The following is a 21,366-nucleotide window of genomic DNA, read 5'->3' as shown; positions in this document are numbered from 1 at the left end:
CCGGACGAGGGGCAGCTGCTGATGGCCACGAACTACGTCCTCATCATCGCGATCGTCATCCTCGTCGCCTGCGGCACGGTGCTCGTCCTCGAGCGCAGCCTCTCCCGCATCCTCGTCGGGTTCGTCATGCTCGGGAACGGCGTCAACCTCACCTACCTCGTCGCCTCGGGCCCCGCCGGGGGCGCCCCGATCATCGGCGCCGGCGACGACAGCACGATGACCGATCCCCTGCCGCAGGCCATGGTCCTCACGGCCATCGTCATCACCCTCGGCGTGACGGCATTCGGGCTCGCCCTGGCCTATCGCGCCTGGCAGCTGACCGGCCACGACGACGTGCAGGACGACGTCGAGGACGACCTCGTGCGCCGCCGCGCCGACCTCGATCACACGTCCGCCACGTTCGACGACCTGGAGGCCGGTGTCCCGGACGAGGAGGGCGAGGACCTCCCCACGCCCTCGATCGCCGTCACGGACGATGAGCTGTCGGAGCAACTCGCCGCGGAGGACCTCGCCGAGGAGCGCGCCGCCACCCGGTCACAGTGGGTCGGGCCCGGTGAGCCGGACGATTCGGCGAGCGGACGGCATACCGGAGAAGGAACCGACACCAACGGGGAGGTGCGATGACCCAGATCGTCGTCCTGCCTGTGCTCCTGCCGCTGCTGGGGGCCGGCCTGTGCCTCGTGTTCGGTCGCTCGGCGCGCGCGCAACGGCTCATCTCGATCGTCGTGCTCACCGCCGTCGTCATCACGGCGGCCACGCTGCTGTTCCGCGCGGACCGCTACGGGCCGCAGTCGGTCCAGATCGGCGGATGGGGGCCCGACATCGGGATCTCGCTCATCGCCGACCGGCTCTCGGCGCTCATGCTGCTCGTGTCGACGTTCGTGACACTGTGCGTGCTGCTCTATTCGTTCGGTCAGGGAATCGTCGAATACGGGCGCGAGACACCGCTGTCCGTCTTCCACCCGACGTTCCTCGTGCTGAGCGCGGGCGTGTCCAACGCCTTCCTCTCCGCCGACCTGTTCAACCTCTTCGTCGGCTTCGAGATCCTGCTCGCGGCCAGCTATGTGCTCATCACCCTGGGCGGCACGGAGGCGCGGATCCGGGCGGGCACGATCTACATCATCGTCAGCCTCATCTCGTCGACGATCTTCCTCATCGCGATCTCGAGCATCTACGCCGCGACCGGCACCGTGAACTTCGCCGAGCTCGCCGGGCGGATGGACGACCTGCCGTCGGGGATCGCCCAGATGCTGCACCTCCTGCTGCTGACGACGTTCTGCATCAAGGCTGCGGTGTTCCCGCTCTCGGCATGGCTGCCGGACTCCTACCCGACGGCGCCTGCCCCCGTGACCGCCGTGTTCGCCGGCTTGCTCACCAAGGTCGGCATCTATGCCATCGTGCGCACCGAGACGCTGCTCTTCCCCGGCGACGGGTTGCGTGGTCTCCTGCTGTGGGCCTCGATCCTCACCATGGTCATCGGCATCCTCGGCGCCGTCGCGCAGTCGGACATCAAACGAATCCTGTCCTTCACGCTGGTCAGCCACATCGGCTTCATGCTGTTCGGCATCGCCTTCGCGACCGAGCTCGGACTGACCGGTGCGATCTTCTACATCGCGCACCACATCACGGTGCAGACGGTGCTGTTCCTCGTCGCCGGGCTCATCGAATACCGCAGCGGCACAACCAATCTCAACCGCCTCGGGGGTCTGGCCCGCACCGCTCCCGTGCTGTCCGTCGTGTTCTTCGTGCCCGCGATGAACCTCGCCGGCATCCCGCCCTTCTCGGGCTTCCTCGGCAAGCTCGCCCTGGGGCAGGCCGGTGTGGCCGCGGGCGACTGGCTCGCCCTCACGACCGTCGCCGCGTCGATCCTCACGAGCCTGCTGACGCTCTATGCGATCGCCAAGGTGTGGAACCGCGCCTTCTGGCAGCCGGCCGACCCGGAGGCCGAGGTCGAGGACCAGGACGACTGGTCACACGGTCCCCTCCACGGCCACGGACAGGTGTCGACGGGAACGCAGGTCATGACGATGTGGGAGCAGGTCGCCACGAAGCAGCGCCTGCCGATGGCCATGGGCCTGCCCACCGTCCTGCTCGTCGCCTTCAGCGTGGGACTGACCGTGTTCGCGGGGCCGTTGTTCGGGGTCACCGACCGGGCCGCGTCCGAGTTGTTGCAGCGGACGCCCTACATCCAGGCCGTGCTCGGTGACGGAGGTGGGACGCCATGAGTGGTCGCCTGCCCATGGTCGTCGGCCTGACGATCGTCTGGGTCCTCCTGTGGGGCGCGGTCACGCCGACCATCGTCGTCGGAGGTGTCCTCGCAGCCTTGCTGGTGGTGGCCGTGTTCCCCTTCCCCCAGGCGCCGTGGACCTGGGTCATCCGCCCCTGGCCGACGCTCGTGCTCGCCGTCCGCTTCCTCTGGGACCTCCTGCGCGCCAGCGTCGAGGTGTCGTGGTTCGCCATCCGCCCGAGCGGCGCCCCGGCGAGCGCACTGCTCCGCATCGACCTGCGCAGCCGCTCCGAACTCATCATGACGATCACGTCCGAGCTCGTCTGTCTCGTCCCGGGCTCGCTGCTCGTCGAGCTCGTGCCCGAGGAGGGCGCCATCTATCTCCACGTCCTCGACGCCGAGAGTCCCGAACGCATCGAACAGTTCCGCCGCTCGGTACTCGCCCAGGAGGAGCGCGTCGTCAAGGCCTTCGCCCCGCGCGCGGAACGAGACGCCGTCTGTGGCCAGGGGGTCGCATGACCATCGTCGGCATCATCTGCTCGGCCATCCTCGCGGTGGCCGGCATCCTCTGTCTGTATCGCATCGTCCGCGGGCCCTCGATGCTCGACCGCACCGTTGCGAGTGACGTGTTCGTCGCCTCGATCATCGGGGCGGTCGGCGTCCACGCCGCGGTGGGCCGCTACTCGACGACGGTTTCGGTCCTGCTGGCCCTGTCGCTCGTCGGCTTCCTCGGCTCGGTGAGCATCGCCCGGTTCGCGGCCCGTGACGGCGACGGCAGCCCGCACCTCGAGGACGGTGAGCACCGATGACCGGCATCCTCTCGGGTGCCTTCCTCATCCTCGGCTCGTTGCTCGCTCTCGTGGCCGGCATCGGCCTCGTGCGCTTCCCCGACGTGCTCACCCGGCTCCACGCCGCCGCCAAGCCCCAGTCGCTCGGGATCCTCCTCGTCCTCGCCGGGCTCGCCCTGCGCATCGAGGACCGCAGCGCCCTGACGATCCTCGCGCTGGCCGCGATCTTCCAGCTCGTCACCGCACCCGTGTCGGCGCACATGCTGGGTCGCGCGGCGCTGCGGGCGGGCCACATCGACCGCTCGCGGCTGACCCGCGACGACCTCGGCGACCTCGAGGACGACTGAGTCGGGACGACGGAGGCGTATGCCGTCCGCCCGCCTCCGCGACCGCGCTCAGGTGTTCTGCGGGAACCCGAGGTTGAGACCGCCGTGGCTGGGGTCGAGCCAGCGGGAGGTGACGACCTTGCCGCGGGTGTAGAAGTTCACGCCCTCCATGCCGTGCGCGTGGCTGTCACCGAAGAGCGAGTTCTTCCACCCGCCGAACGAGTAGTAGGCCATGGGCACCGGAATCGGCACGTTGATGCCCACCATGCCCACTTCGACCTCGTTCTGGAAGCGGCGGGCCGCCCCACCGTCGTTGGTGAAGATCGCCGTGCCGTTGCCATAGGGGTTGGCGTTGATGAGGTCGAGGCCCTCGTCGTAGGACTGGACTCGCACGACGGACAGCACCGGCCCGAAGATCTCGTCGTCATAGACCGACATGCCGGGCTGCACCTTGTCGAAGAGCGTCGGCCGCAGGAAGAATCCGCCGTCCTCGGCGTCGACGTCGCCCTCGCGTCCGTCGACGACGAGCTCGGCCCCGGCCTCCACGCCCGAGTCGAGATAGCCGGCGACCTTGTCGCGGTGCGCCTGGGTGACGAGCGGTCCCATGTCGGTGCCGCGCGTGCCGTCGCCGGTGACGAGCTTGCCGACGCGGTCCTTGATCTTCTCGATGAGGTCGTCGGCGATGGGTTCGACCGCGACGAGGGCGGAGATCGCCATGCAGCGTTCGCCGGCGGAGCCGAACCCCGCGTTGACGGCCGCGTCGGCAGCCAGATCGAGGTCGGCATCGGGGAGGACGAGCATGTGGTTCTTGGCGCCGCCGAGAGCCTGGACGCGCTTGCCGTGAGCCGTTGCTGTCTCGTAGACGTAGCGGGCGATGGGTGTGGACCCGACGAAGGAGACGGCGCTCACGTCCGGGTGGACGAGGAGTGCGTCGACCGCCTCCTTGTCGCCGTGGACGACATTGACGACACCGTCCGGCAGACCGGCTTCGCGCCACAGGGCGGCGACGGCGTTGACGGCGGACGGGTCCTTCTCCGACGGCTTGATGACGACGGCGTTGCCGCACGCCACCGCGACCGGTACGAACCACAGCGGCACCATGGCCGGGAAGTTGAACGGTGAGATGACTGCGACGACACCGAGCGGCTGACGGATCGAGTAGACGTCGACGTTCGTGGAGGCGTTCTCGGTGTATCCGCCCTTGAGCAGATGCGGTATGCCACAGGCGAATTCGGCCACTTCGAGACCACGGCTCACTTCGCCGATCGCGTCCGAGAGCACCTTGCCGTGCTCGGCCGTGATGAGCGCCGCGATCTCCTCCTTGCGCTCGTTGAGGAGTTCGCGGAACCGGAACAGCACCTGGGTGCGCTTCGAGAGCGACGACGAGCCCCACTCCGACGCCCACGCCTCCTTGGCCCGGGCCACGACCTCGCCGACGAGGTCGGCCGAGGCCAGGTCGAGTGCGCCGGTCTCCTCACCCGTGGCGGGGTTGAAGACAGGGCTCGTCCGCTCCGCGGCGCCCTCCCAGGGGTCGCCGGCGATGAGGTGGGTGATGCGCGTGCTCATGGCTGTTCCTTCGTGCTGGGTGCGTTCTCGCTGGTGTCAGTGTCGGGGCTGGATGCGCTGTGGGACAGGGTCTGTGGGTCGGCGAGGGCGATGTCGACGCGTTCCCCGGAGGCGAGCGACGCCATCCCCGCGGTCGAGACCGCCGTGGCGGCGTACCCGTCCCAGGCCGTGGGGCCCACCGGAGTGCCGGACCTCACCGAGTCGACCCACGCCTGGACTTCGAGGTCGTATGCCGTGGCGAACCTCGTGCGGTAGTCCGCCGGCACCTCTCCACCCCAGCGACCGAGCCCGTCGACGGCGAGCGCCGTCGTGTAGGTGCTCGAGGACGGGCGACCGATGACGGCTGAGCCGCGTTCGGCCACCGCCTCGCAACGCACTTCGTAGCCGACCTGGCTGTTGACGAACACCTCGTTGGTGACGATCCCGCCCCCGGCCATCGTGAAGATCGCGACCTGAGGGTCGATGACCCCGTCGGCGGCGTGCGACGTCGGTGCGGGTGAGAGGACCTGGATCGCGACGACCTCTTCGCCGAAGAGGAACCGTGCGACGTCGACCTCGTGGACGAGGCTGTCGCGCACGATCATCTCCGAGCGGAAGTCGGCGTTCGGGACGGACGCGTTGCGGTGGACGTTGTGGAGCAGGAGGGTGCGCCCCAACTCGCCGCTCTCCAACAGGGTCCGCAGACCGGCATACTCCGGGTCGAACCGCCGCATGAAGCCGACCTGGACGAGACGTCGACCCACACGCTCCTCCGCCTCCCGGTCGGCGGCGACGAGACGCAACGACGACTCCGAGTCCATCGTGAGCGGCTTCTCGCACAACACCGGCTTGTCCGCCGCGAGGCAGGCAAGCACCTGGTCCTCGTGGACGAAACCGGGTGACGCCAGCAACACCGCGTCGACATCGTCCGCAGCGATGAGCTCGAGCGCGTCGGCGCCCGCCCGGACGCCCTCGAAGCGCGCGGCAAGGTCCCGAGCGCGCCCCTCGTCCGGGTCCGCGACGGCCACGAGCCTCGCGCCTGCGATCCGGCGGGCGAGCCGCTCGGCGTGGTCGGCACCCATGATTCCGACGCCGACGATCCCGACCCGCACGACGTCGTTGCTGCCCACGCCCCCGCTCATGACGACTCGCTGGGTGTGACGAACGGACGCTGCGCAGCCTTGTGCTGTACATAGGCGTCGTGCGCGGAACGCGTCGACTCGAGGTTGCTCACCTGCGCCACCGGCACGTCCCACCAGCTCTCGCTGTCGGGCGCGAAGACCCGGGGGTCGGTCTCGACGTGGATGACGACCGGGCCGCCATCACTCGGCCACGCTTTGGCCTCGGCGATCGCGTCGGCGAGCTCCTCGCGCGAGTGAACCTCGATGACGTGGGCGCCGAGGCTGCGGGCGTTGGCGGCGAGGTCGACGGGCAGACGGTCGCCCTCGAGTCGATGTGATCCCTCGTCGCGCATGCGATAGGCCGTCCCGAACCGTTGCGAGCCAAGGCTTTCCGACAGCGACCCGATGGAGTGGAAACCGTGGTTCTGCACGAGGACGACGATGACCTTGACCCGCTCCTGCACGGCAGTGACGAGCTCGGTCGGCATCATGAGGTAGCCGGCGTCTCCGACCATCGCGAAGACATCCCGGGTCGGATCCGCCCACCGGATGCCGATTGACGCGGGCACTTCGTAGCCCATGCAGGAGTAGCCGTACTCCACGTGATAGCCCTTGCGGTCCCGCACCCGCCACAGCTTGTGGAGGTCGCCGGGCATCGATCCCGCGGCGCACAGGACGACGTCCCGTGGGTCGCTCAGCTCGTTGACGGCACCGATGACGCTCGCCTGCGTGAGCAAGCCGCTCGCCAGGGCGTCGGTCACCTCCGCAGGCGGTGCGTATGCCGTCCGCACGGCTTTGTCCCATCGGCGCCACAGGGTGCCCTGACGCTTGCGATAGGCGTCGGACACGGACCAGTCCGACAGGGCCTCGGCGAGCGCGACCAGGGCCTCGCGGGCGTCGCCCACGACGGAGAGCCCGGCGAGCTTCCCCGCGTCGAACCCGGCGATGTTGATGTTGACGAAGCGAACTCCCCTGCGCGCGAATGCTGTTCGTGATGCGGTCGTGAAGTCCGACCAGCGGGTGCCGATACCGATAACGACATCAGCTTCGCCAGCGAGCGCGTTGGCCGCGGTGGTGCCGGTCGACCCAACGGCTCCGACGAGTTGTGGGTGCCCGTGCAGCAGCGAGCCCTTCCCCGCCTGCGTCTCTGCCACGGGAACGCCTGTGGCAGAGGCGAATTCGGCCAGCACCTCCTCCGCACCAGAGTAGTGAACGCCGCCGCCGGCCACGAGGAGCGGCTTGCGTGCACTGCGGATGAGATCCGCAGCAGCCGAGATCCGCGACGCCTCGGGCACCGGCCGGGCCACGTGCCACACCCGCTCGTCGAAGAGCTCGACCGGCCAGCCGTACGCCTCTGCCTGCACGTCCTGTGGCAGTGAGATCGTCACGGCGCCCGTCTCGGCCGGGTCCGTGAGCACCCGCATCGCCGACAGGAGCGCCGACGGTAGCTGCTCGGGTCGCTGCACTTCGTCGAAGAAGCGCGACAGCGGACGGAAGGCGTCATTGACGGTGACGTCACCGGCATACGACGTCTCGAGCTCCTGGAGCACCGGGGCGGCGACCCGCGTCGCGAAGGTGCCAGAAGGCAGGAGCAACACCGGGATGCGGTTGATCGTCGCGAGCGCGGCACCCGTCAGCATGTTTGTCGAGCCGGGGCCGACCGAGGCGGTGCACGCCCACGTCTGGAGGCGGTCGCGTTGGCGCGCGAAGCCGACCGCCGTGTGCACCATCGCCTGCTCGTTGCGGACGAGGACATACGGCAACGCACCAGAGCCGAGCTCGTCCTCGAGCAGACCCTGGCCGAGACCGGCGACGTTGCCGTGGCCGAAGATGCCGAGGCACCCGGCGAAGAGCCGCTGCCTTTCGCCGTCTCGCTCGGACCACTGCTGCCCGAGGAAGCGGACGACCGCCTGCCCGACCGTCAACCGCACTGTGTCACTCATGCCCGCTCACTCCTGCTCACTCCAGGTCTCGCGCACCCACGCGTGCGCCGGGTCGTCGGTGATGAGCCATGCTCTCTCGGCACCGGGCCCGGCCATGACGTTGAGGTAGTAGAGGTCGGCGTCCGGAGCGGCCATCGCCGGTCCGTGCCAGCCGTGCGGGACGAGGACGACGTCGCCGGTGCGGACCTCGGCGAGCACGTCGATCGGTCGCGCACCCGAGCCGTAGACCCGTTGGTACCCCAAGGGATCCGTGCCTCGCGGGTCCGTCGACCGCGTCTCGAAGTAGTAGATCTCCTCGAGCTCCGACTCCTCGCCGAGCCGATCCTCGTCGTGCTTGTGCGGCGGCCACGAGCTCCAGTTGCCGGCGGGCGTGATGACCTCGCAGACGAGGATCGAGTCAGCGTCGAGCACCGGCGGCAGCCCGAACGCGCGCACTTCGCGGCTCGCGTTGCCCGCGCCGCGCTGCTCCGGCGTCGCCTCGTCGGCGGCGATGCGTCGCGGTTCGCGTTCAGTCGTCGCGCGCGCACCGCACAGAGCGACCCGCGCGTCGCCAGTTCCGTTGTTGCGCACCGTAATCGTGCGCCGTCGCGGGAGGTATGCCGTGTCGCTCGGTCCGTCGAAGACGCTCACCCTCCCGTCGAGCGAGATCGCGTCGAAGCCCTCCACCTCGATGTCGAAGGAGCCGACCAACGGCACGACGACGATCTCCTCGTCACCGGTCTCGTGCTCCACGAGCCCGCCCGGAGCCAGCCAGGCCACCCGCAACGACGTGTGCTCCCAACCCTCGACCGGGTTCGTCGCCGTCGGCGTGACCGCAACCTGGAACTCGCCGTCGTCCAGAGTTCCCATCGGCCGGAACCACCGATGGTTGTCTGCTCCGTATCCGCTGGGACTCATGACGACAGACCCGTGCCGTGGACGAGACCGGAGGCGATGTCGACCGCCGCCTCGACGTCCCCATCCGGCGGGTAGAGCAGCGCCCGTCCGACGACGAGACCGGTCACGGACGGGAGGAGCAGCGCGTCGGACCACGCGGCATACGTGTCCTCCGGATCGCCGACCGGGTCTCCGCCGAGCAGGAGCGTCGGGAGGGTCGTCGCTTCCATGACCCGAGCCAGGTCGTCGACAACGGGGAGCTTGAGCCAGGTGTGCGCGGAACTGGCACCGAGGCCGCTCGCGACGGCGACCGACCGGATGACGGAGTCGGGGTCGAGGAGATTGCGAACGCGTCCGCCCTCGACGACGGACAGGAAGGGTTCGACGAGGGCGACCAGTCCGCGGGCAGCCAGTTCGGTGACGGCCCGTCCGCTCGCCTCGAGCGTCGCTGCGGTGCCGGGGTCATCGAGGCAGATCCGGGTGAGCATCTTGCCGCCGTCGAGTCCGCGGGCAGCGATCTCGTCGGCGGTCCAGCCGGTGAAACGGTCGTCGAGCTCGAACGCCGCTCCCTGCAAGCCGCCGCGGTTCATCGAACCGATGACGACCTTGCCGTCGAGTGCGCCGAGGAGGGCGAGGTCGTCGAGGACGTCGGCCGTGGCGAGGACGCCGTCCACGCCGGGTCGAGCCAGTGCCGCCACCAGACGATCGAGCAGATCACGCCGGCTGCCCATGGCGAGCGCGTCGTCGCGCACTCCGAGAGCACCGCGCGCCGGGTGGTCCGCTGCGATGAGCAGCAGTCGGGCGTCGTCACGCACGAGAGGGCGCCGGCCGCGCTCCGCCCAGGCCGAGGTAATGCGGTCCGGGTTCGTCGCCCGGACTCGGGTGAGGCCGTCGAGGTCTGTGATCGGCTCGTCCATCAGGCCCTCCCTGCTGCCAGTGCGGCGTCAACCTCGGAACTCGTGGGCATGGCCGTCGAACACTCCAGCCGTCCCGCGACGATCGCCCCCGCGACGTTGGCGAACTCGATGAGCCGCTTCAGGTCCCAGCCGGCGAGCAGCCCATGGACGAGCGCCCCACCGAAGCCGTCACCGGCGCCGAGCCCATTGACGACATCGACCGGGAAGGCGGGCACCTCGACGCGCTCATCTCGCGTCGCTGCGAGGACTCCGCGAGGCCCCTGCTTGACGACGGCGAGCTCCACCCCACGCTCCAACAACGCGTCCGCGGCACGCTGAGGGTCGCTCTCCCCGACTGCGACCTCGCACTCCTCACCGTTGCCGACAGCGACGGTGACGTGCTCCAGTGCCCGCTCGACCTGGGCCGTGGCCTGGGCGGGCGAGTCCCAGAACATCGGTCGCCAGTCGAGGTCGAGGACGGTGTGCTCGGCGCGTCCACGCGCGCCCCACAACTCGAAATGCGTTGCGCGAGAGGGCTCCTGGGACAGGCCGGTGACGGTCGACCAGTGGACGCGGGCCGCCGCGACGTCGGCGACCATGGCGTCATCGGGTTCGACCATGAGGTCCGGAGCTGTGGGGTAGCGATAGAACGTCAGCGGGAAGTCGTCCGGCGGGTGGACCTCGCACAGCGTCACCGGCGTCGGCGGCACGCGCCCCGGCTCCCCCTCGATCGCGCGGATGTGCAGCGGATCGACCCCGAGCCGCTCCGCCTCGAGCCGCACATATCGACCGAACGCGTCCGGCCCGACCCGCGTCACGAGCGCCACCCGGTGCCCGTGTTGCGCCGTCGCCACCGCGACGTTCGTGGCGCTGCCGCCGAGGAACTTCTGGAACGTGCTGACGTCCTCGAGCCCCACGCCGTGCTGCAGTGGATAGATGTCGACACCCGTCCGCCCGATCGCCACGAGATCAAAGAACTCACGACCCTCGTATGCCGTCCGCTCACCCATCGCCGTCGCTCCCCCGCTTCGCTTCCTCGCCTCCGCCGGGTCGCGCGTGCCTGTCCAATTGGGTGACTTCGGGACGCGGGGAGAGGTTGCCCATGAACTGAAGGGACGTCCTCACGTCGGCCACTGGGTCGACACCCGTCTGCGAAGGTGGCCCGTCGAGAACGGTGTCCTGCTCGAGGACGTACCACCCGGCATACCCACTGCCCTCGAGCGATCCGACGATCGCGGCGACGTCGACGTCACCCCCGCCGAGCGGGACGTACATCCCCGCAGCCACTGCGTCCGTATAGGTGCGCCGACCCTCCTGGACCTCCCGCGCGAGGTCGGCACGCACGTCCTTGAGGTGCACGTGGCCGATGCGATCCGGGTGGGAGCGCGCGAGCGCCACGGGGTCACCGCCACCGATGAGGAGATGCCCGGTGTCGAGACAGAGGCCGATGCGCGAGCCGGCGAGGACGCGTTCGGTCTCCACCCCGGACTCGACGAGGGTGCCCACGTGGGGGTGCAGTGCCGCGAGGAGGCCGTGAGCGACGGCCGCGTCGGTGATGCGGTCGAGGTTGGCCAGGAGTGTGTCCCACTGTGCGTCCGTGAGGTCCGGCCGCTCGTCGTAACCCTCGACGCCGGTGGCTGCCGCAACGACGACGACGTTGGCCCGGGCCGCGACGAGGGACTCCATCGCCACCTCGACCTCGGGCAGCGGGTCGTGCGACGGGTCGTGGAGGACGACGGGGACGAACTGGCCAACGGCCCGCAGCCCGGCATCGGCAAGGACCCGCGCTTTGTCCTCGGGCGCGTCCGGCAGGAAGCCATCCGGTCCGAATTCCGTTGCCACGACGCCGAGTTCACGCATCTGCGTCAGGACGGTGTCGACGTCGAGCTGGTGGCCCCAGCCCGGGACCTCGCACACTCCCCACGAGATCGGAGCCGCGGCAATGCGGTCGAGGAGCGGAGCCGGCGCGTGCGGAGCCATCCCGGACACGACGATCTCGTCCTCCCCCATCACTTCTCGACCCCCGCGAGCGCGGGCGCGTCGGCAATCTCGGCCATCGCGACGGCGCGACCTTCGGCCCGCGATCGCTCGCACGCCTCCGCCACCCGGAATGCCTGGAGGGCGTCGCGGACTGTGCACGGGACCGGCGCCCGACCGGCCGCGACGTCACAGAAGGCGGTGAGTTCGGCGACGTAGGCCGCATGGAACCGCTGCATGAAGCTGTCGTGCGGAGGTCCCGCCGGGAAGGTCACGCCCTCCTCCGCCGAGCGAAGCGCGAGGGTGTCGTCGAGGCCCACGGCGATGCTGCCCTCCGACCCCATGACCTCGAGGCGCACGTCGTGCCCGGCGCCGCTGTATCGCGTCGCCGTGGCGGTGACGATCGTGCCGTCGTCGAGGGTGAGGATCGCGGCGCCGGTGTCGACGTCCCCCGCCTCGGCGAAGAAGTCGGCGCCCTTGTTGCCGCCCGTGGCATGGACCGTCGCGACGTCGTGGCCGGTGACGAAGCGAACGATGTCGAAGTCGTGCACGGAGCAGTCGCGGAAGATCCCACCGCTCGTCGGGATGTAGGCCGCGTGGGGCGGCTGCCGGTCGTGCGTCAGGGCGCGCAGTGCGTGGATGGTGCCGAGCTCGCCGCTCTCGACGGCGGCCCGCGCACGGCGATAGCCCGCGTCGAAGCGCCGCTGGAACCCGACGTGCACCGGAACGCCGAGGCCCTCGACGAGTTCGCTGAGCGCGATGGTCTCGTCGAGCGTTGCGGCAACCGGCTTCTCACAGAACGTGGGTATGCCGGCCGCCACCGCCTTGCGGATCAGCTCGGCGTGCGCCGTGGTCGCCGTCGTGATGACGAAGGCGTCGGGGTCGGAGGCGAGGAGCGAGTCGATGTCCGGAGCCATCGAGAGGCCCTGGTCAGCGGCCACGTGCTGGGCGAGGTCTGTATCGAGGTCCGCCACGACGACCTCCTCGACGGCGTCGATGCCCGCCAGAGTGCTCGCGTGGAAGGCGCCGATGCGGCCCACACCGGCCAGTCCGATCCTCATGCCGAGAACTGTTCCGTCTGCCCCACGACGTGTCAACCTTTGTCAGGACATATGGTCATTTGTCCACAGCTTCGCTACTGTGCCCGACATGGCCGCCCAGCTCGTGGACGTGAGCATCGACCGCACGTCGCCGGTCCCGCTCTACCACCAGCTGTCCGAGCAACTCTGTGCCGCGATCACCGACGGACGCCTCCAGCCAGGGGATCCGTTCGAGAACGAAGTCGCTCTCTCGCAACGGCTTTCGCTCTCGAGGCCAACCGTGCGCCGAGCCATCCAGGAGATGGTCGACAAGGGCCTCCTCGTCCGGCGCCGCGGTCTCGGCACGACCGTCGCCAACCGCAAGGTCCACCGGCGCGTCGCCCTGAGCAGCCTCTTCGACGACCTCTCCCGCGAGGGCCGAGCGCCCCGTACCGTCCTGCTCGAACACGACACCGTCACCGAGTCGGATGCTGCCGCTGCACTCGATCTCCCCCCGGACACCCCGCTCCTCGCGATCGTCCGTCTGAGACTGGCTGCGGACGCTCCGCTCGCGGTCATGCGGAACTGGCTGCCGCCGGCATACGGGGACATCTCGCGGGACGAGCTCGAGGCGACCGGTCTCTATGCCGCGCTGCGCGCACGTGGAGTGCACGCCGTCGTGGCGCACCAGTCGATCGCCGCGCGCATGCCGACGCCGGTCGAGCGCAAGCACCTGCGCATCCGCGGGACGCAGCCGGTCCTGACGATGACCCGCAGCGCGTTCGACGGGGCGGGCGCACCTGTGGAGTTCGGTGACCACTCCTATCGCGCGGAGGACTACACGATCGACCTCATGGTCGACGAACGCTGAACAGCCCACTTCTTGCGCTGTTGGGACACGGGGCTCGGCGTTACGCGCTGCTGCCCGTGTCCCAACAGCGCAAGAAGTCGAAGGGTGCGGCCGATGCCAACACACCATCAGTCGGTGCACGCGTGGGCGAGACTGTGCGCATGGATGCACCGATCGACGCCGCCGGCCTGCGCGCCCTCCAGGCACCCCTCAAGGAGCTCTACCGCGAGGACCCGCACGAGGCGCACACCCCTATCTCGGCCCGGGCCGACTGGCGCGACCACGGCATCACGACCAACGTCGACGTCTGGTCGGGACGGACCCGCGCCGGACTGCACCCGGCCACCGGTGGTGACGGCGACGATGCCTGCTCCGGCGACATGCTGCTCGAGGCCCTCATCGCCTGCGCCGGCGTGACCATGCGCTCCGTCGCCACGGCCATGGGCCTGTCCATCACCCGCGCCGACCTGCGGGCGGACGGCGAGTTCGACGCCCGAGGCACCCTCGGCATCGACCGCGAGGTTCCCGTTGGCGTCACCGGGCTCAGCATCACGGCCACCCTCGAGACCGACGCATCCGACGCCGACCTCGAGCGCCTCGCGCGCAGCACCGAGCGCTACTGCGTCGTGGGCCAGAGCCTCGCCACCCCACCGACCGTGACCATCCGCCGCGCCAACCCCAATTGACCAACAACGGCAGGGTCAGCGGACTCACAGCCCGCGAGTTCGGAACACCCAGCCCCGCCTCGTACCCTTGTGCGTGTGAGTGACCAGCCCTCCGCACCCGAGATCGACCTGTCCGAGCAGCAGCGGATCCGCCGCGAGAAGCGCACCCGACTGCTCGAGTCGGGCACGGCGGCATACCCCGTGTCGGTCGACCGGACCCACAGCCTCGCCCAGGTGCGCACCAGCTGGGCCCACCTGGAGACCGGGCAGGAGACCGACGACGTCGTCTCGGTCGCGGGCCGAGTCGTCTTCATCCGCAACACCGGCAAGCTCGCGTTCGCGACCCTCCAGGAGGGCATCGGCACCCGCCTCCAGGTGATGCTCAGCCTCGCCGAGGTGGGCGAGGACAGCCTCGCCGCGTGGAAGTCCGACGTCGACCTCGGCGACCACGTCTCCGTCACGGGCCGCGTCATCAGCAGCCGCCGCGGCGAGCTCTCCGTCATGGCGACCGGCTGGACCATGGCGTCCAAGGCTCTGCGACCCATGCCGGTCCTGCACAAGGAGCTGTCCGAGGAGAGCCGCGTGCGTCAGCGCTACGCCGACCTCATCGTGCGCCAGGAGGCACGCGACATGGTCCGCACCAAGGCGCACATCCTCAGCGCGATGCGTCACGAGCTGGAGCGTCAGGGCTACCTCGAGGTCGAGACGCCGATCCTCCAGCTCATCCACGGTGGTGCCGCGGCGCGCCCGTTCCGGACGCACCTCAACGCGTTCGGTCAGGACATGACCCTGCGCATCGCCCTCGAGCTCAACCTCAAGAAGGCAATCGTCGGTGGTGTCGACCGCGTCTATGAGATGGGCCGCATCTTCCGCAACGAAGGCGTCGATGCGACCCACTCCCCCGAGTTCACGATGCTCGAGGCCTATCAGGCGTGGGGCGACCAGACGACGATCGCCGGGCTGATCCGCGACCTCTACCTCGCCGCCGCCGACGCGTTCGGCAGCCGCCAGATCCAGACCGAGAGCGGCACGATCGACCTCGACGGCGAGTGGCGTTGGCTGCCGGTGCACCAGGCCGTGAGTGAGGTCGTCGGCGAGACCGTCACGATCGACACCGACGTCGACACACTGCGCGTCCTGGCCGCCAAGCACGACGTCGCGATCGACCCGGCGTGGGACCGCGACAAGGTCTTCCTCGAGCTCCTCGGCGAACTCGTCGAGCCGACCCTCATCCAGCCGACGTTCCTGTGCGACTACCCCGCGAGCGCCCAGCCGCTCGCTCGTCCGCACCGCAGCGAGCCCGGCCTCATCGAGGCCTGGGACCTCATCATCGACGGCGTCGAGCGCGGCACCGGCTTCTCCGAGCTCATCGACCCCGAGATCCAGCGGCAGGTCCTCACCGACCAGTCGATCAAGGCGGCCGGTGGCGACCCCGAGGCGATGCAGCTCGATGAGGACTTCCTGCGCGCGCTCGAATACGGCGCGCCCCCGATGGGTGGCCTCGGCCTCGGCGTCGACCGGCTCGTCATGCTCTTCACCGGCGCGAATATCCGCGAGACAATTCTCTTCCCCCACCTCAAGCCGGAGGCCTGACCATGTGGGACACCATCTGGCCCTATCTGGCCGCCATCCTTCCGACGATCATCGTCGCGATCCTCTTCTACTTCCTCATGAAGACCATCCTCGAGGGTGATCGCCGCGAGCGCCTCGCCCAGAGCCAATGGGAAAAGGAGAGCGACAAAACCCCGAAGGACAATTCCCGCTGATAATCTCGCATCGACATATTCGATGTGGTGAAGGGAATTCCAGATGGCACAGCGAGTTCAGGTGCTGCTCGTCGACGACCTCGACAACAGCGACGCAGACGAGACCGTGACGTTTGCCCTCGACGGTGTGACCTACGAGATCGACCTCAACGAGGCCAACGCCGCCAAATTGCGCGACGCGTTCGCGCCGTGGGTCGGCCACGCCCGTCGCTCGGGCGGCCGCAAGGTGTCCGGCCGTGGCGGCAGCGCCGCGGGACGTCGCAAGGACGTCTCCGCAGTCCGCGAATGGGCCCGCAAGAACGGCCACGACGTCAGCGAGCGGGGCCGCATTCCGGCCGCGATCCAGGACGCCTATGACAAGGCCAACAGCTGACCTGGCACGATCCTCGTGAGGCGACGGCACCCGACCCGGGTGTCGTCGCCTCACTCATGTCACGGCACCACGGATATCTCGAATTCGTCGGGGGTGAATCGCTCAGCAGGTCGCTGACCAGCGCATTTACCTATTCGCGTCAATGGGGTGCAGACCTCACATTGTTGAATACGAGACTGTATGCCGTTCCCGCGCCTCCCCAGGTCGGCGCAACTTTTGTTCTCCAGCACCTTCTCAGCATTCCCGCGCAGGTGGCCGCATTTGCTGCCGCGACGGGTCCATGGGTGGCCCACCTCGGGCCCCTGGACGATTCGCCACTCTCCTGCGACCTCGCCGATGGCCTCTATCCCGAACGGCTCGGATTCACGTCGGTGGAGCCGGCCGGGACGGATCGGGAGATTCGTCTGGACGCCGCGCGAACGGCATACCGGCAATTGGGGCGCCAGATCGCCGAGCGCTACGAGAGTGCCGTCAAGATGTCGAGCCGGCAACGGTTCGGAATGGTCGACGACATGTGGGAACTCGCGGCTCGGGAGGCGAGAGCGGCTACCGGCGATGGGTGGGGCCCGGTCGTCGAGCGGACCTCGTGCTGCTTCCTCTTCGCGCTGCCCGGATGCCACGAGTGCGGCGGCTGCCCCCGACTGGCGCGGCACACCTGAGTAGCCGCCCTCATGGCAGCCCCAGCACGAACGGAGGAGCGTGGACACATGGACATCATCGTGAGAACGATCGGCATCTCGGTGGTCGCCGTGCTCGGTCACGTCGCGCTCGTCCTGGCCGGAGGTGGCGCGGACGCCAACATCGGCGCTGGCCTCATCGTCTTCGGCGTGCTCGTCGTGGGCTCGTTCGTCTGGGCGCTCGTCGACGGCCTGCGTGAACGCCGTGGACTCGGCCGGCTCGGGGTGCGCTGGGCCGCCGTGGCGGTGGCCGTGCCGGTGGTCATCACCCTGGTGCTGTGGGGCGTGAATCGGGCAGCGCCGGACTGGTCCGGGACGAGCGAGATGTTCGTGCTCTGGGCGATGCTCGCGGGGATGTCGTTCGTGCCGGCAATCGTCGGCGCGGCGATCGGCTGCGCGGCTCGCCCCGCCTCGCATGGCACATCCAACTCGCTCGGCCCGGGTCAGATCCGTTCGAGCTGAGTCCCGCGCAGGCGATAGGTCACGACCGTGCCGCCTGCGGTCGTCGTCGTGATGGCGGCCGGGTCGGCCAGCGGTGATGCGTGCGGGGCCGGAACCCGGTGACCGGCGGCGACGCCAGCGGCCTGGGCGGCGGCCGGGGTGAGGAGGCCGGTGCCGATGACGGCCACGGCGGCTGCAGAGGTGAGGGCTCCGAGGACGCGGAGCGGGCGGGCGGTGGTCCGTGGCTGGTTCGTCTCCATGACGTGAACCCTGCTGCGGCTGACCCAGAGTCGGCTGTGAGTGGCGTATGGGGTCGCGATGAGAGCCGAGGCAACCCCTTCGGCGGGTGGATCCGTCATGGTGGGTGCAAGGGGAAATCCATCAGGGGAAAGGCAAGCATGCGTTCCAGTTCTCGTGACGAGGAGTTCACGGCGTTCGTCACCCAGGCCAGACCCGGTCTGCTGCGATCGGCGCGACTCCTCACCACCGGCGACGTGGCGCGGGCCGAGGACCTCGTCCAGCAGGTCCTCGTCCGGCTCTACGTGCGTTGGCCGAACGTGGCCCGCGCTGACGACCCGGTGCGCTACGCCCATCGGGCACTCGTCAACGGCTTCATCGACGACAGCCGTCGGGTCCACCGGCAGCGGGAGTGGTCGACGGATGACCCGGCGCGGTCAGAAGTCATCGCCGAGGGAGACGAACCGGGAGATCCGATCCGTCGCCAACAGGTGCTCACGGCCCTGGCCTCACTGCCTCCGGGGCAGCGGGCTGTCGTGGTCCTGCGGCACTGGCTCGACTGGTCGGTCGACCAGACGGCCCACGCACTCGGCATCTCGACCGGCGCCGTGAAGTCGCAGAACCACAAGGCACTGTCCGCGCTCCGCGACGCCCTCCCCGAACTCTCTCCCGTCCTCACCACCGAAGGGACATCGTCATGACCCAGCTCCACGACCTGCTCGACACCGCCAGCCGAGCGGGCTCGCCCGCCGACGCGCAGCCCGCACACGACATCGCCACCGACATCCGCCTCGGACGCCGCGCCCTGCTGCGTCGTCGCCTCGCCGCTGCAGGGGGTGGCGTGGCGGCGGCCACCCTCGCGGCCGGTGCCATCGTGGGCGGTTCCGCCCTGTTCAATGGACCGGCAGAGAAGGCCGCACCCGCTGGTGCCGGCGTGAGCGTCTCGTCGGTCGACAGTGCGACCACCGCGGTCCTCGTGGACGCGGACGTCGCCGCCGGCCCGTTCCACTTCGCCAAGGTTCCCCAGGGGTGGGTGTCCGGCGCCAGCTCGGAGTTCGCAGGGAACCTCGTGCCGGCGGCGGGTGGGGTGAGCCAGAGCGCCCAGGACTTCGCCGGCAAGATCACCGCCCTCCCGTCCACTCAGGACATGCCCGAGGGCATCAACACCAAGGGCGGTGCCGGCGTCGTCAGCGTGACGCGATCGGTCGATGGCCCGGGCGACGTCGTGTCCCTGACCGTCCAGGTTCCGAAGTCGGTCGGCCTCACCAACGCACAACTCACTGAGCTCGCCCAGTCCGTGACGCTCACGAGTGCCGTGAGTGCAGCCGCCGGCTGAGGCTCCGGCCCTCTGTCACTTCGGCGTCGTGCTGCGGGTTCTCCGCCGCACGACGCCGAAGCCCGTCCGGCGCAGGTTCGGAGCAGGCTTCAGAGAAGGTCGGCGAGCAAGTCCCCATGGGTGTCGAGCCGCTCGAGCATGTCGTCGAACAGCACCTGCTCGAACGTCTCTCCCTCGGCACCCCGCTCGACCTCGTCCCACGTGCGGGGCGCCGCGACGCAGGGCAGCTCCTTGCCCCGCAGCGAATAGGGGCTGATCGTCGTCTTGGCCGCGACGTTCTGGCTCCAGTCGAGGAAGATCTTGCCCGGCCGCAGTGACTTGGTCATCTTCCACAGGACGAGGTCCGGGTGCTTCTTCGTCATCTCCTGCGCGAGCTGCTGCGCGAGGTCACGCACCTGATCGCTCGTGAGGTCGCCACCGAGGCTCGCGTAGAGCTGCATGCCCTTGGAGCCACTGGTCACGGGGAAGAGTTCGAGCCCGAGGGCGTCGAGCCGCTCGCGCAGCACCAACGCGACTTGGGCGCACTCCTTGAGGCCGGCCGGGCTGCCGGGGTCGAGGTCGATGACGAGCCGGTTCGGGTTCTCCCGCTCTCCGTCGTCGGTGACGGTCCACTGGGGCACGTGGATCTCGAGCGAGTTGAGGTTGATGAGGTAGACGAGCTGGTCGACCTCCTCGACGAGCGGATAGGTCACGTCGTCGACCTTCACCCGGGGCAACCAGCTCGGCGCCCCACTGGGCAGGTTCTTCTCGAAGAAGCTCTGGTCCGCGACCCCGTGCGGCCATCGCACTCGCGTCACGGGTCGAGCAGCGATGTGCCGCAACAGAATTGGCGCGACCCGGACGAAGTAGTTGAGGACCTCACCCTTGGTCGTCTCGGTCGCCGGATACATGATCTTGGACAGGCTCGACAGCTTCATCGTCCGCCCGCCGACGTCGACTCGCGTGATCTCCGGGACGAACTTCTCAGGCATCGGTCACCTCGTGCAGGTCGGCGGGAGTGAGGTCGGTGCGAATGCCGAGGTATGCCGGCTGCCGCAGTTTGCCGGTCGACCCACGTCCCAGCGATTGCACCTCCACGACGAGGCGCGGCTCCGTCCAGGTCGCACCGACAGCATCCTCGCGTGGCACCTCGTTCGTGAACGGAGATGCGTTGCGGGACAACGGTTCCAGCAGTTTCCCCAGCCGGGCACCCGCGGTGCCGGCGAGTCCGGCACCGACGCGGCCGGCATACTCCCATCCCCCGGCTCCGTCGGGAGTGCCGACGAGAACGGCGCCCAGGCGGTTCGTCGTCCCGGTCTCGGGGCGCCAGCCACCGATGACGACCGAGAGGGTTGCGCGGTGCGGGGACTTGCGCCAGTCCGGTGAGCGTCGGCCGGGGGCGTAGGGCGAGGCGCGGCGCTTGCTCACGATGCCCTCGAGTCCCTGGTCGCGGGTTGCCTCGAAGAGACCCTCGCCGTCGTCATAGACGGGCGGGACCTGCCAGGCGCTGGAGCTGAGGTCGAGGCGCTCGAGGAGCTCACGGCGGGCCGACCAGGGCTGGCTCGTGAGGTCCTGGCCGAAGAGGCGGAGCAGGTCGAAGGCCATGAACGTCACCGGGCGCTGCGTCGCGAGGGTCGCGGCCTTGCGCGGCGAGGACACGTGCATCCGTTCGGCGAGCGCGGAGAACGACGGGATGCCGCGGTCCAGAGCGACGACTTCGCCGTCGAGAAGCAGGTCGTCATAGGTGGTCGCGAGTCCGGCGAGCTCGGGGAAGCTCACCGACACGTCACGGCCGGTGCGGCTGAGGAGTTGGAGCCGACCGTCGTGGACGTCGGCGAGGACGCGCATGCCGTCCCACTTCACCTCGTGCACCCAGTCGTCGCCGCGAGGGACGCCGTCGGCGACGGACGCGAGCATCGGCTGCATTGGCCCATCCTGACGCACACGCACGGGCAGGGGTGTTGGATGAACGCATGGAGTCGGTCGCGAAGCCGGAGCGGGAGGGCAACCTCCTCTGGGCCGGGCTGTTCGCCGGGGTCGTCATGGGGCTGTTCTTCTTCGGTGTGCCGGTGGCAGAGGCCGTGTTCGGCGATCAGGGCACGAACAAGCCGGCTTACGCCCTGACGGTGCTCGCTTTGGTCCTCGCGCCTTTCGCCCTCGTCTGGCTCGTCGGCGAACTGCATCTCGAGCTCTCTCCACGGGACCGCGTCGCGCGAGGGATCGTGGGATGGCTGCTTGCGCTGGCCACCCTCGCGCTGCTCGTCGTGGCGGCACCCCTCGCCTTCTACATCCTGATCGTCAGCCTCGACGGTCTCTTCTGACCT

Annotated in this window: 26 protein-coding genes; 15 read left to right on the top strand and 11 right to left on the bottom strand. The window is 69.4% G+C overall.

From position 1 onward, the window contains the following. Positions 1–21: 21 nt before the first annotated feature. Genes N803_RS08065 through mnhG form a run of 5 tightly spaced genes read left to right on the top strand, consistent with a single transcriptional unit; the run spans position 22 to position 3,362 of the window. Complete coding sequence (locus N803_RS08065) at positions 22–624, top strand: Na(+)/H(+) antiporter subunit C (protein WP_084764289.1); 603 nt, start codon at positions 22–24, stop codon at positions 622–624. After that, positions 621–2,225 carry a Na+/H+ antiporter subunit D gene (locus tag N803_RS08060; RefSeq protein ID WP_035904110.1) on the top strand — a complete coding sequence of 535 codons (1,605 nt, stop codon included), beginning with the start codon at positions 621–623 and terminating at the stop codon, positions 2,223–2,225. The genes N803_RS08065 and N803_RS08060 overlap by 4 nt, the downstream gene beginning before the upstream one ends. After that, a complete protein-coding gene (locus N803_RS08055) occupies positions 2,222–2,746 on the top strand; it encodes a Na+/H+ antiporter subunit E (RefSeq protein WP_035904109.1) in 525 nt (174 codons plus the stop codon). The genes N803_RS08060 and N803_RS08055 overlap by 4 nt, the downstream gene beginning before the upstream one ends. Then, positions 2,743–3,036 carry an MrpF/PhaF family protein gene (locus N803_RS08050; protein ID WP_052112052.1) on the top strand — a complete coding sequence of 98 codons (294 nt, stop codon included), beginning with the start codon at positions 2,743–2,745 and terminating at the stop codon, positions 3,034–3,036. Before N803_RS08055 ends, N803_RS08050 begins: the two co-directional genes overlap by 4 nt. Further along, on the top strand, positions 3,033–3,362 hold the full coding sequence (gene mnhG / locus N803_RS08045) for a monovalent cation/H(+) antiporter subunit G (protein WP_035904108.1): 330 nt from the start codon (positions 3,033–3,035) through the stop codon (positions 3,360–3,362). The genes N803_RS08050 and mnhG overlap by 4 nt, the downstream gene beginning before the upstream one ends. Before the next feature lie 48 nt (positions 3,363–3,410). Here the strand turns inward: mnhG and N803_RS08040 are convergent, their stop codons facing one another. The 8 genes from N803_RS08040 to N803_RS08005 are packed head-to-tail and all read right to left on the bottom strand — an operon-like array spanning position 3,411 to position 12,760. Next, complete coding sequence (locus N803_RS08040; protein WP_035904107.1) at positions 3,411–4,907, bottom strand: CoA-acylating methylmalonate-semialdehyde dehydrogenase; 1,497 nt, start codon at positions 4,905–4,907, stop codon at positions 3,411–3,413. Beyond that, positions 4,904–6,016 carry a Gfo/Idh/MocA family protein gene (locus N803_RS08035; protein ID WP_245617102.1) on the bottom strand — a complete coding sequence of 371 codons (1,113 nt, stop codon included), beginning with the start codon at positions 6,014–6,016 and terminating at the stop codon, positions 4,904–4,906. Before N803_RS08035 ends, N803_RS08040 begins: the two co-directional genes overlap by 4 nt. An 8-nt stretch (positions 6,017–6,024) precedes the next feature. Then, a complete protein-coding gene (gene iolD, locus N803_RS08030; protein WP_035904105.1) occupies positions 6,025–7,950 on the bottom strand; it encodes a 3D-(3,5/4)-trihydroxycyclohexane-1,2-dione acylhydrolase (decyclizing) in 1,926 nt (641 codons plus the stop codon). A gap of 6 nt (positions 7,951–7,956) precedes the next feature. Next, on the bottom strand, positions 7,957–8,799 hold the full coding sequence (gene iolB / locus N803_RS08025; protein ID WP_035904104.1) for a 5-deoxy-glucuronate isomerase: 843 nt from the start codon (positions 8,797–8,799) through the stop codon (positions 7,957–7,959). 44 nt (positions 8,800–8,843) lie between these two features. Further along, positions 8,844–9,743, bottom strand: coding sequence for a class I fructose-bisphosphate aldolase (locus N803_RS08020; protein ID WP_035904103.1), 900 nt, complete (start codon positions 9,741–9,743; stop codon positions 8,844–8,846). Next, positions 9,743–10,732, bottom strand: a complete 990-nt coding sequence (iolC, locus tag N803_RS08015; RefSeq protein WP_052112048.1) for a 5-dehydro-2-deoxygluconokinase — start codon at positions 10,730–10,732, stop codon at positions 9,743–9,745. Before iolC ends, N803_RS08020 begins: the two co-directional genes overlap by 1 nt. Further along, complete coding sequence (locus tag N803_RS08010; RefSeq protein WP_245617100.1) at positions 10,725–11,732, bottom strand: TIM barrel protein; 1,008 nt, start codon at positions 11,730–11,732, stop codon at positions 10,725–10,727. Before N803_RS08010 ends, iolC begins: the two co-directional genes overlap by 8 nt. Continuing rightward, entirely contained in the window at positions 11,732–12,760 is a 1,029-nt protein-coding gene (locus tag N803_RS08005; RefSeq protein ID WP_035904101.1) for a Gfo/Idh/MocA family protein, read from the bottom strand. The genes N803_RS08010 and N803_RS08005 overlap by 1 nt, the downstream gene beginning before the upstream one ends. 88 nt (positions 12,761–12,848) lie before the next feature. Between N803_RS08005 and N803_RS08000 the strand changes: the two genes are divergently transcribed. The 7 genes from N803_RS08000 to N803_RS07970 all read left to right on the top strand — a co-directional run bounded on the left by N803_RS08000 (position 12,849) and on the right by N803_RS07970 (position 17,511). After that, a complete protein-coding gene (locus N803_RS08000) occupies positions 12,849–13,589 on the top strand; it encodes a GntR family transcriptional regulator (protein ID WP_035904409.1) in 741 nt (246 codons plus the stop codon). A 140-nt stretch (positions 13,590–13,729) separates the two neighbouring features. Beyond that, positions 13,730–14,254, top strand: a complete 525-nt coding sequence (locus N803_RS07995; RefSeq protein WP_211253481.1) for an OsmC family protein — start codon at positions 13,730–13,732, stop codon at positions 14,252–14,254. Between the two features lie 75 nt (positions 14,255–14,329). Next, positions 14,330–15,826: a lysine--tRNA ligase gene (gene lysS, locus N803_RS07990; protein ID WP_035904403.1), complete on the top strand. Its 1,497-nt coding sequence runs from the start codon at positions 14,330–14,332 to the stop codon at positions 15,824–15,826. 2 nt (positions 15,827–15,828) lie between these two features. Further along, the gene (locus tag N803_RS07985) at positions 15,829–15,999 is read left to right on the top strand and encodes a hypothetical protein (protein WP_035904100.1); all 171 of its coding nucleotides are present in this window, start codon (positions 15,829–15,831) and stop codon (positions 15,997–15,999) included. A 43-nt stretch (positions 16,000–16,042) separates the two neighbouring features. Next, positions 16,043–16,372: a histone-like nucleoid-structuring protein Lsr2 gene (locus tag N803_RS07980; protein ID WP_035904099.1), complete on the top strand. Its 330-nt coding sequence runs from the start codon at positions 16,043–16,045 to the stop codon at positions 16,370–16,372. Positions 16,373–16,656: 284 nt separating this feature from the next. Further along, positions 16,657–17,031, top strand: coding sequence for a hypothetical protein (locus N803_RS07975; protein ID WP_035904097.1), 375 nt, complete (start codon positions 16,657–16,659; stop codon positions 17,029–17,031). Positions 17,032–17,079: 48 nt separating this feature from the next. Beyond that, positions 17,080–17,511 (top strand): hypothetical protein, encoded by a 432-nt coding sequence (locus N803_RS07970; RefSeq protein ID WP_035904092.1) that lies wholly within the window; start codon positions 17,080–17,082, stop codon positions 17,509–17,511. On the opposite strand, the gene N803_RS07965 is transcribed toward N803_RS07970, so the two are convergent. Beyond that, positions 17,493–17,750, bottom strand: coding sequence for a hypothetical protein (locus N803_RS07965; protein WP_035904086.1), 258 nt, complete (start codon positions 17,748–17,750; stop codon positions 17,493–17,495). The genes N803_RS07970 and N803_RS07965 overlap by 19 nt on opposite strands. Positions 17,751–17,888: 138 nt before the next feature. Between N803_RS07965 and N803_RS07960 the strand changes: the two genes are divergently transcribed. Both N803_RS07960 and N803_RS07955 read left to right on the top strand, forming a co-directional pair. Beyond that, positions 17,889–18,428 carry a SigE family RNA polymerase sigma factor gene (locus N803_RS07960; RefSeq protein WP_035904083.1) on the top strand — a complete coding sequence of 180 codons (540 nt, stop codon included), beginning with the start codon at positions 17,889–17,891 and terminating at the stop codon, positions 18,426–18,428. Next, the gene (locus N803_RS07955; RefSeq protein WP_035904081.1) at positions 18,425–19,063 is read left to right on the top strand and encodes a hypothetical protein; all 639 of its coding nucleotides are present in this window, start codon (positions 18,425–18,427) and stop codon (positions 19,061–19,063) included. Before N803_RS07960 ends, N803_RS07955 begins: the two co-directional genes overlap by 4 nt. Before the next feature lie 89 nt (positions 19,064–19,152). Here the strand turns inward: N803_RS07955 and ligD (N803_RS07950) are convergent, their stop codons facing one another. Continuing rightward, complete coding sequence (gene ligD / locus N803_RS07950; protein ID WP_035904080.1) at positions 19,153–20,034, bottom strand: non-homologous end-joining DNA ligase; 882 nt, start codon at positions 20,032–20,034, stop codon at positions 19,153–19,155. Continuing rightward, positions 20,027–20,968, bottom strand: a complete 942-nt coding sequence (ligD, locus tag N803_RS07945; RefSeq protein WP_035904077.1) for a non-homologous end-joining DNA ligase — start codon at positions 20,966–20,968, stop codon at positions 20,027–20,029. The genes ligD (N803_RS07950) and ligD (N803_RS07945) overlap by 8 nt, the downstream gene beginning before the upstream one ends. 47 nt (positions 20,969–21,015) lie before the next feature. Between ligD (N803_RS07945) and N803_RS07940 the strand changes: the two genes are divergently transcribed. After that, a complete protein-coding gene (locus N803_RS07940; RefSeq protein WP_035904075.1) occupies positions 21,016–21,363 on the top strand; it encodes a hypothetical protein in 348 nt (115 codons plus the stop codon). The last annotated feature ends 3 nt before the right edge of the window (positions 21,364–21,366 follow it).

It is taken from the genome of Knoellia subterranea KCTC 19937 (genome assembly GCF_000768685.1).
Taxonomy (GTDB): Bacteria; Actinomycetota; Actinomycetes; order Actinomycetales; family Dermatophilaceae; genus Knoellia; species Knoellia subterranea.
Note: the sequence above shows the minus strand (reverse complement) of the source record. Positions and strands in the feature narration are given on the sequence as shown.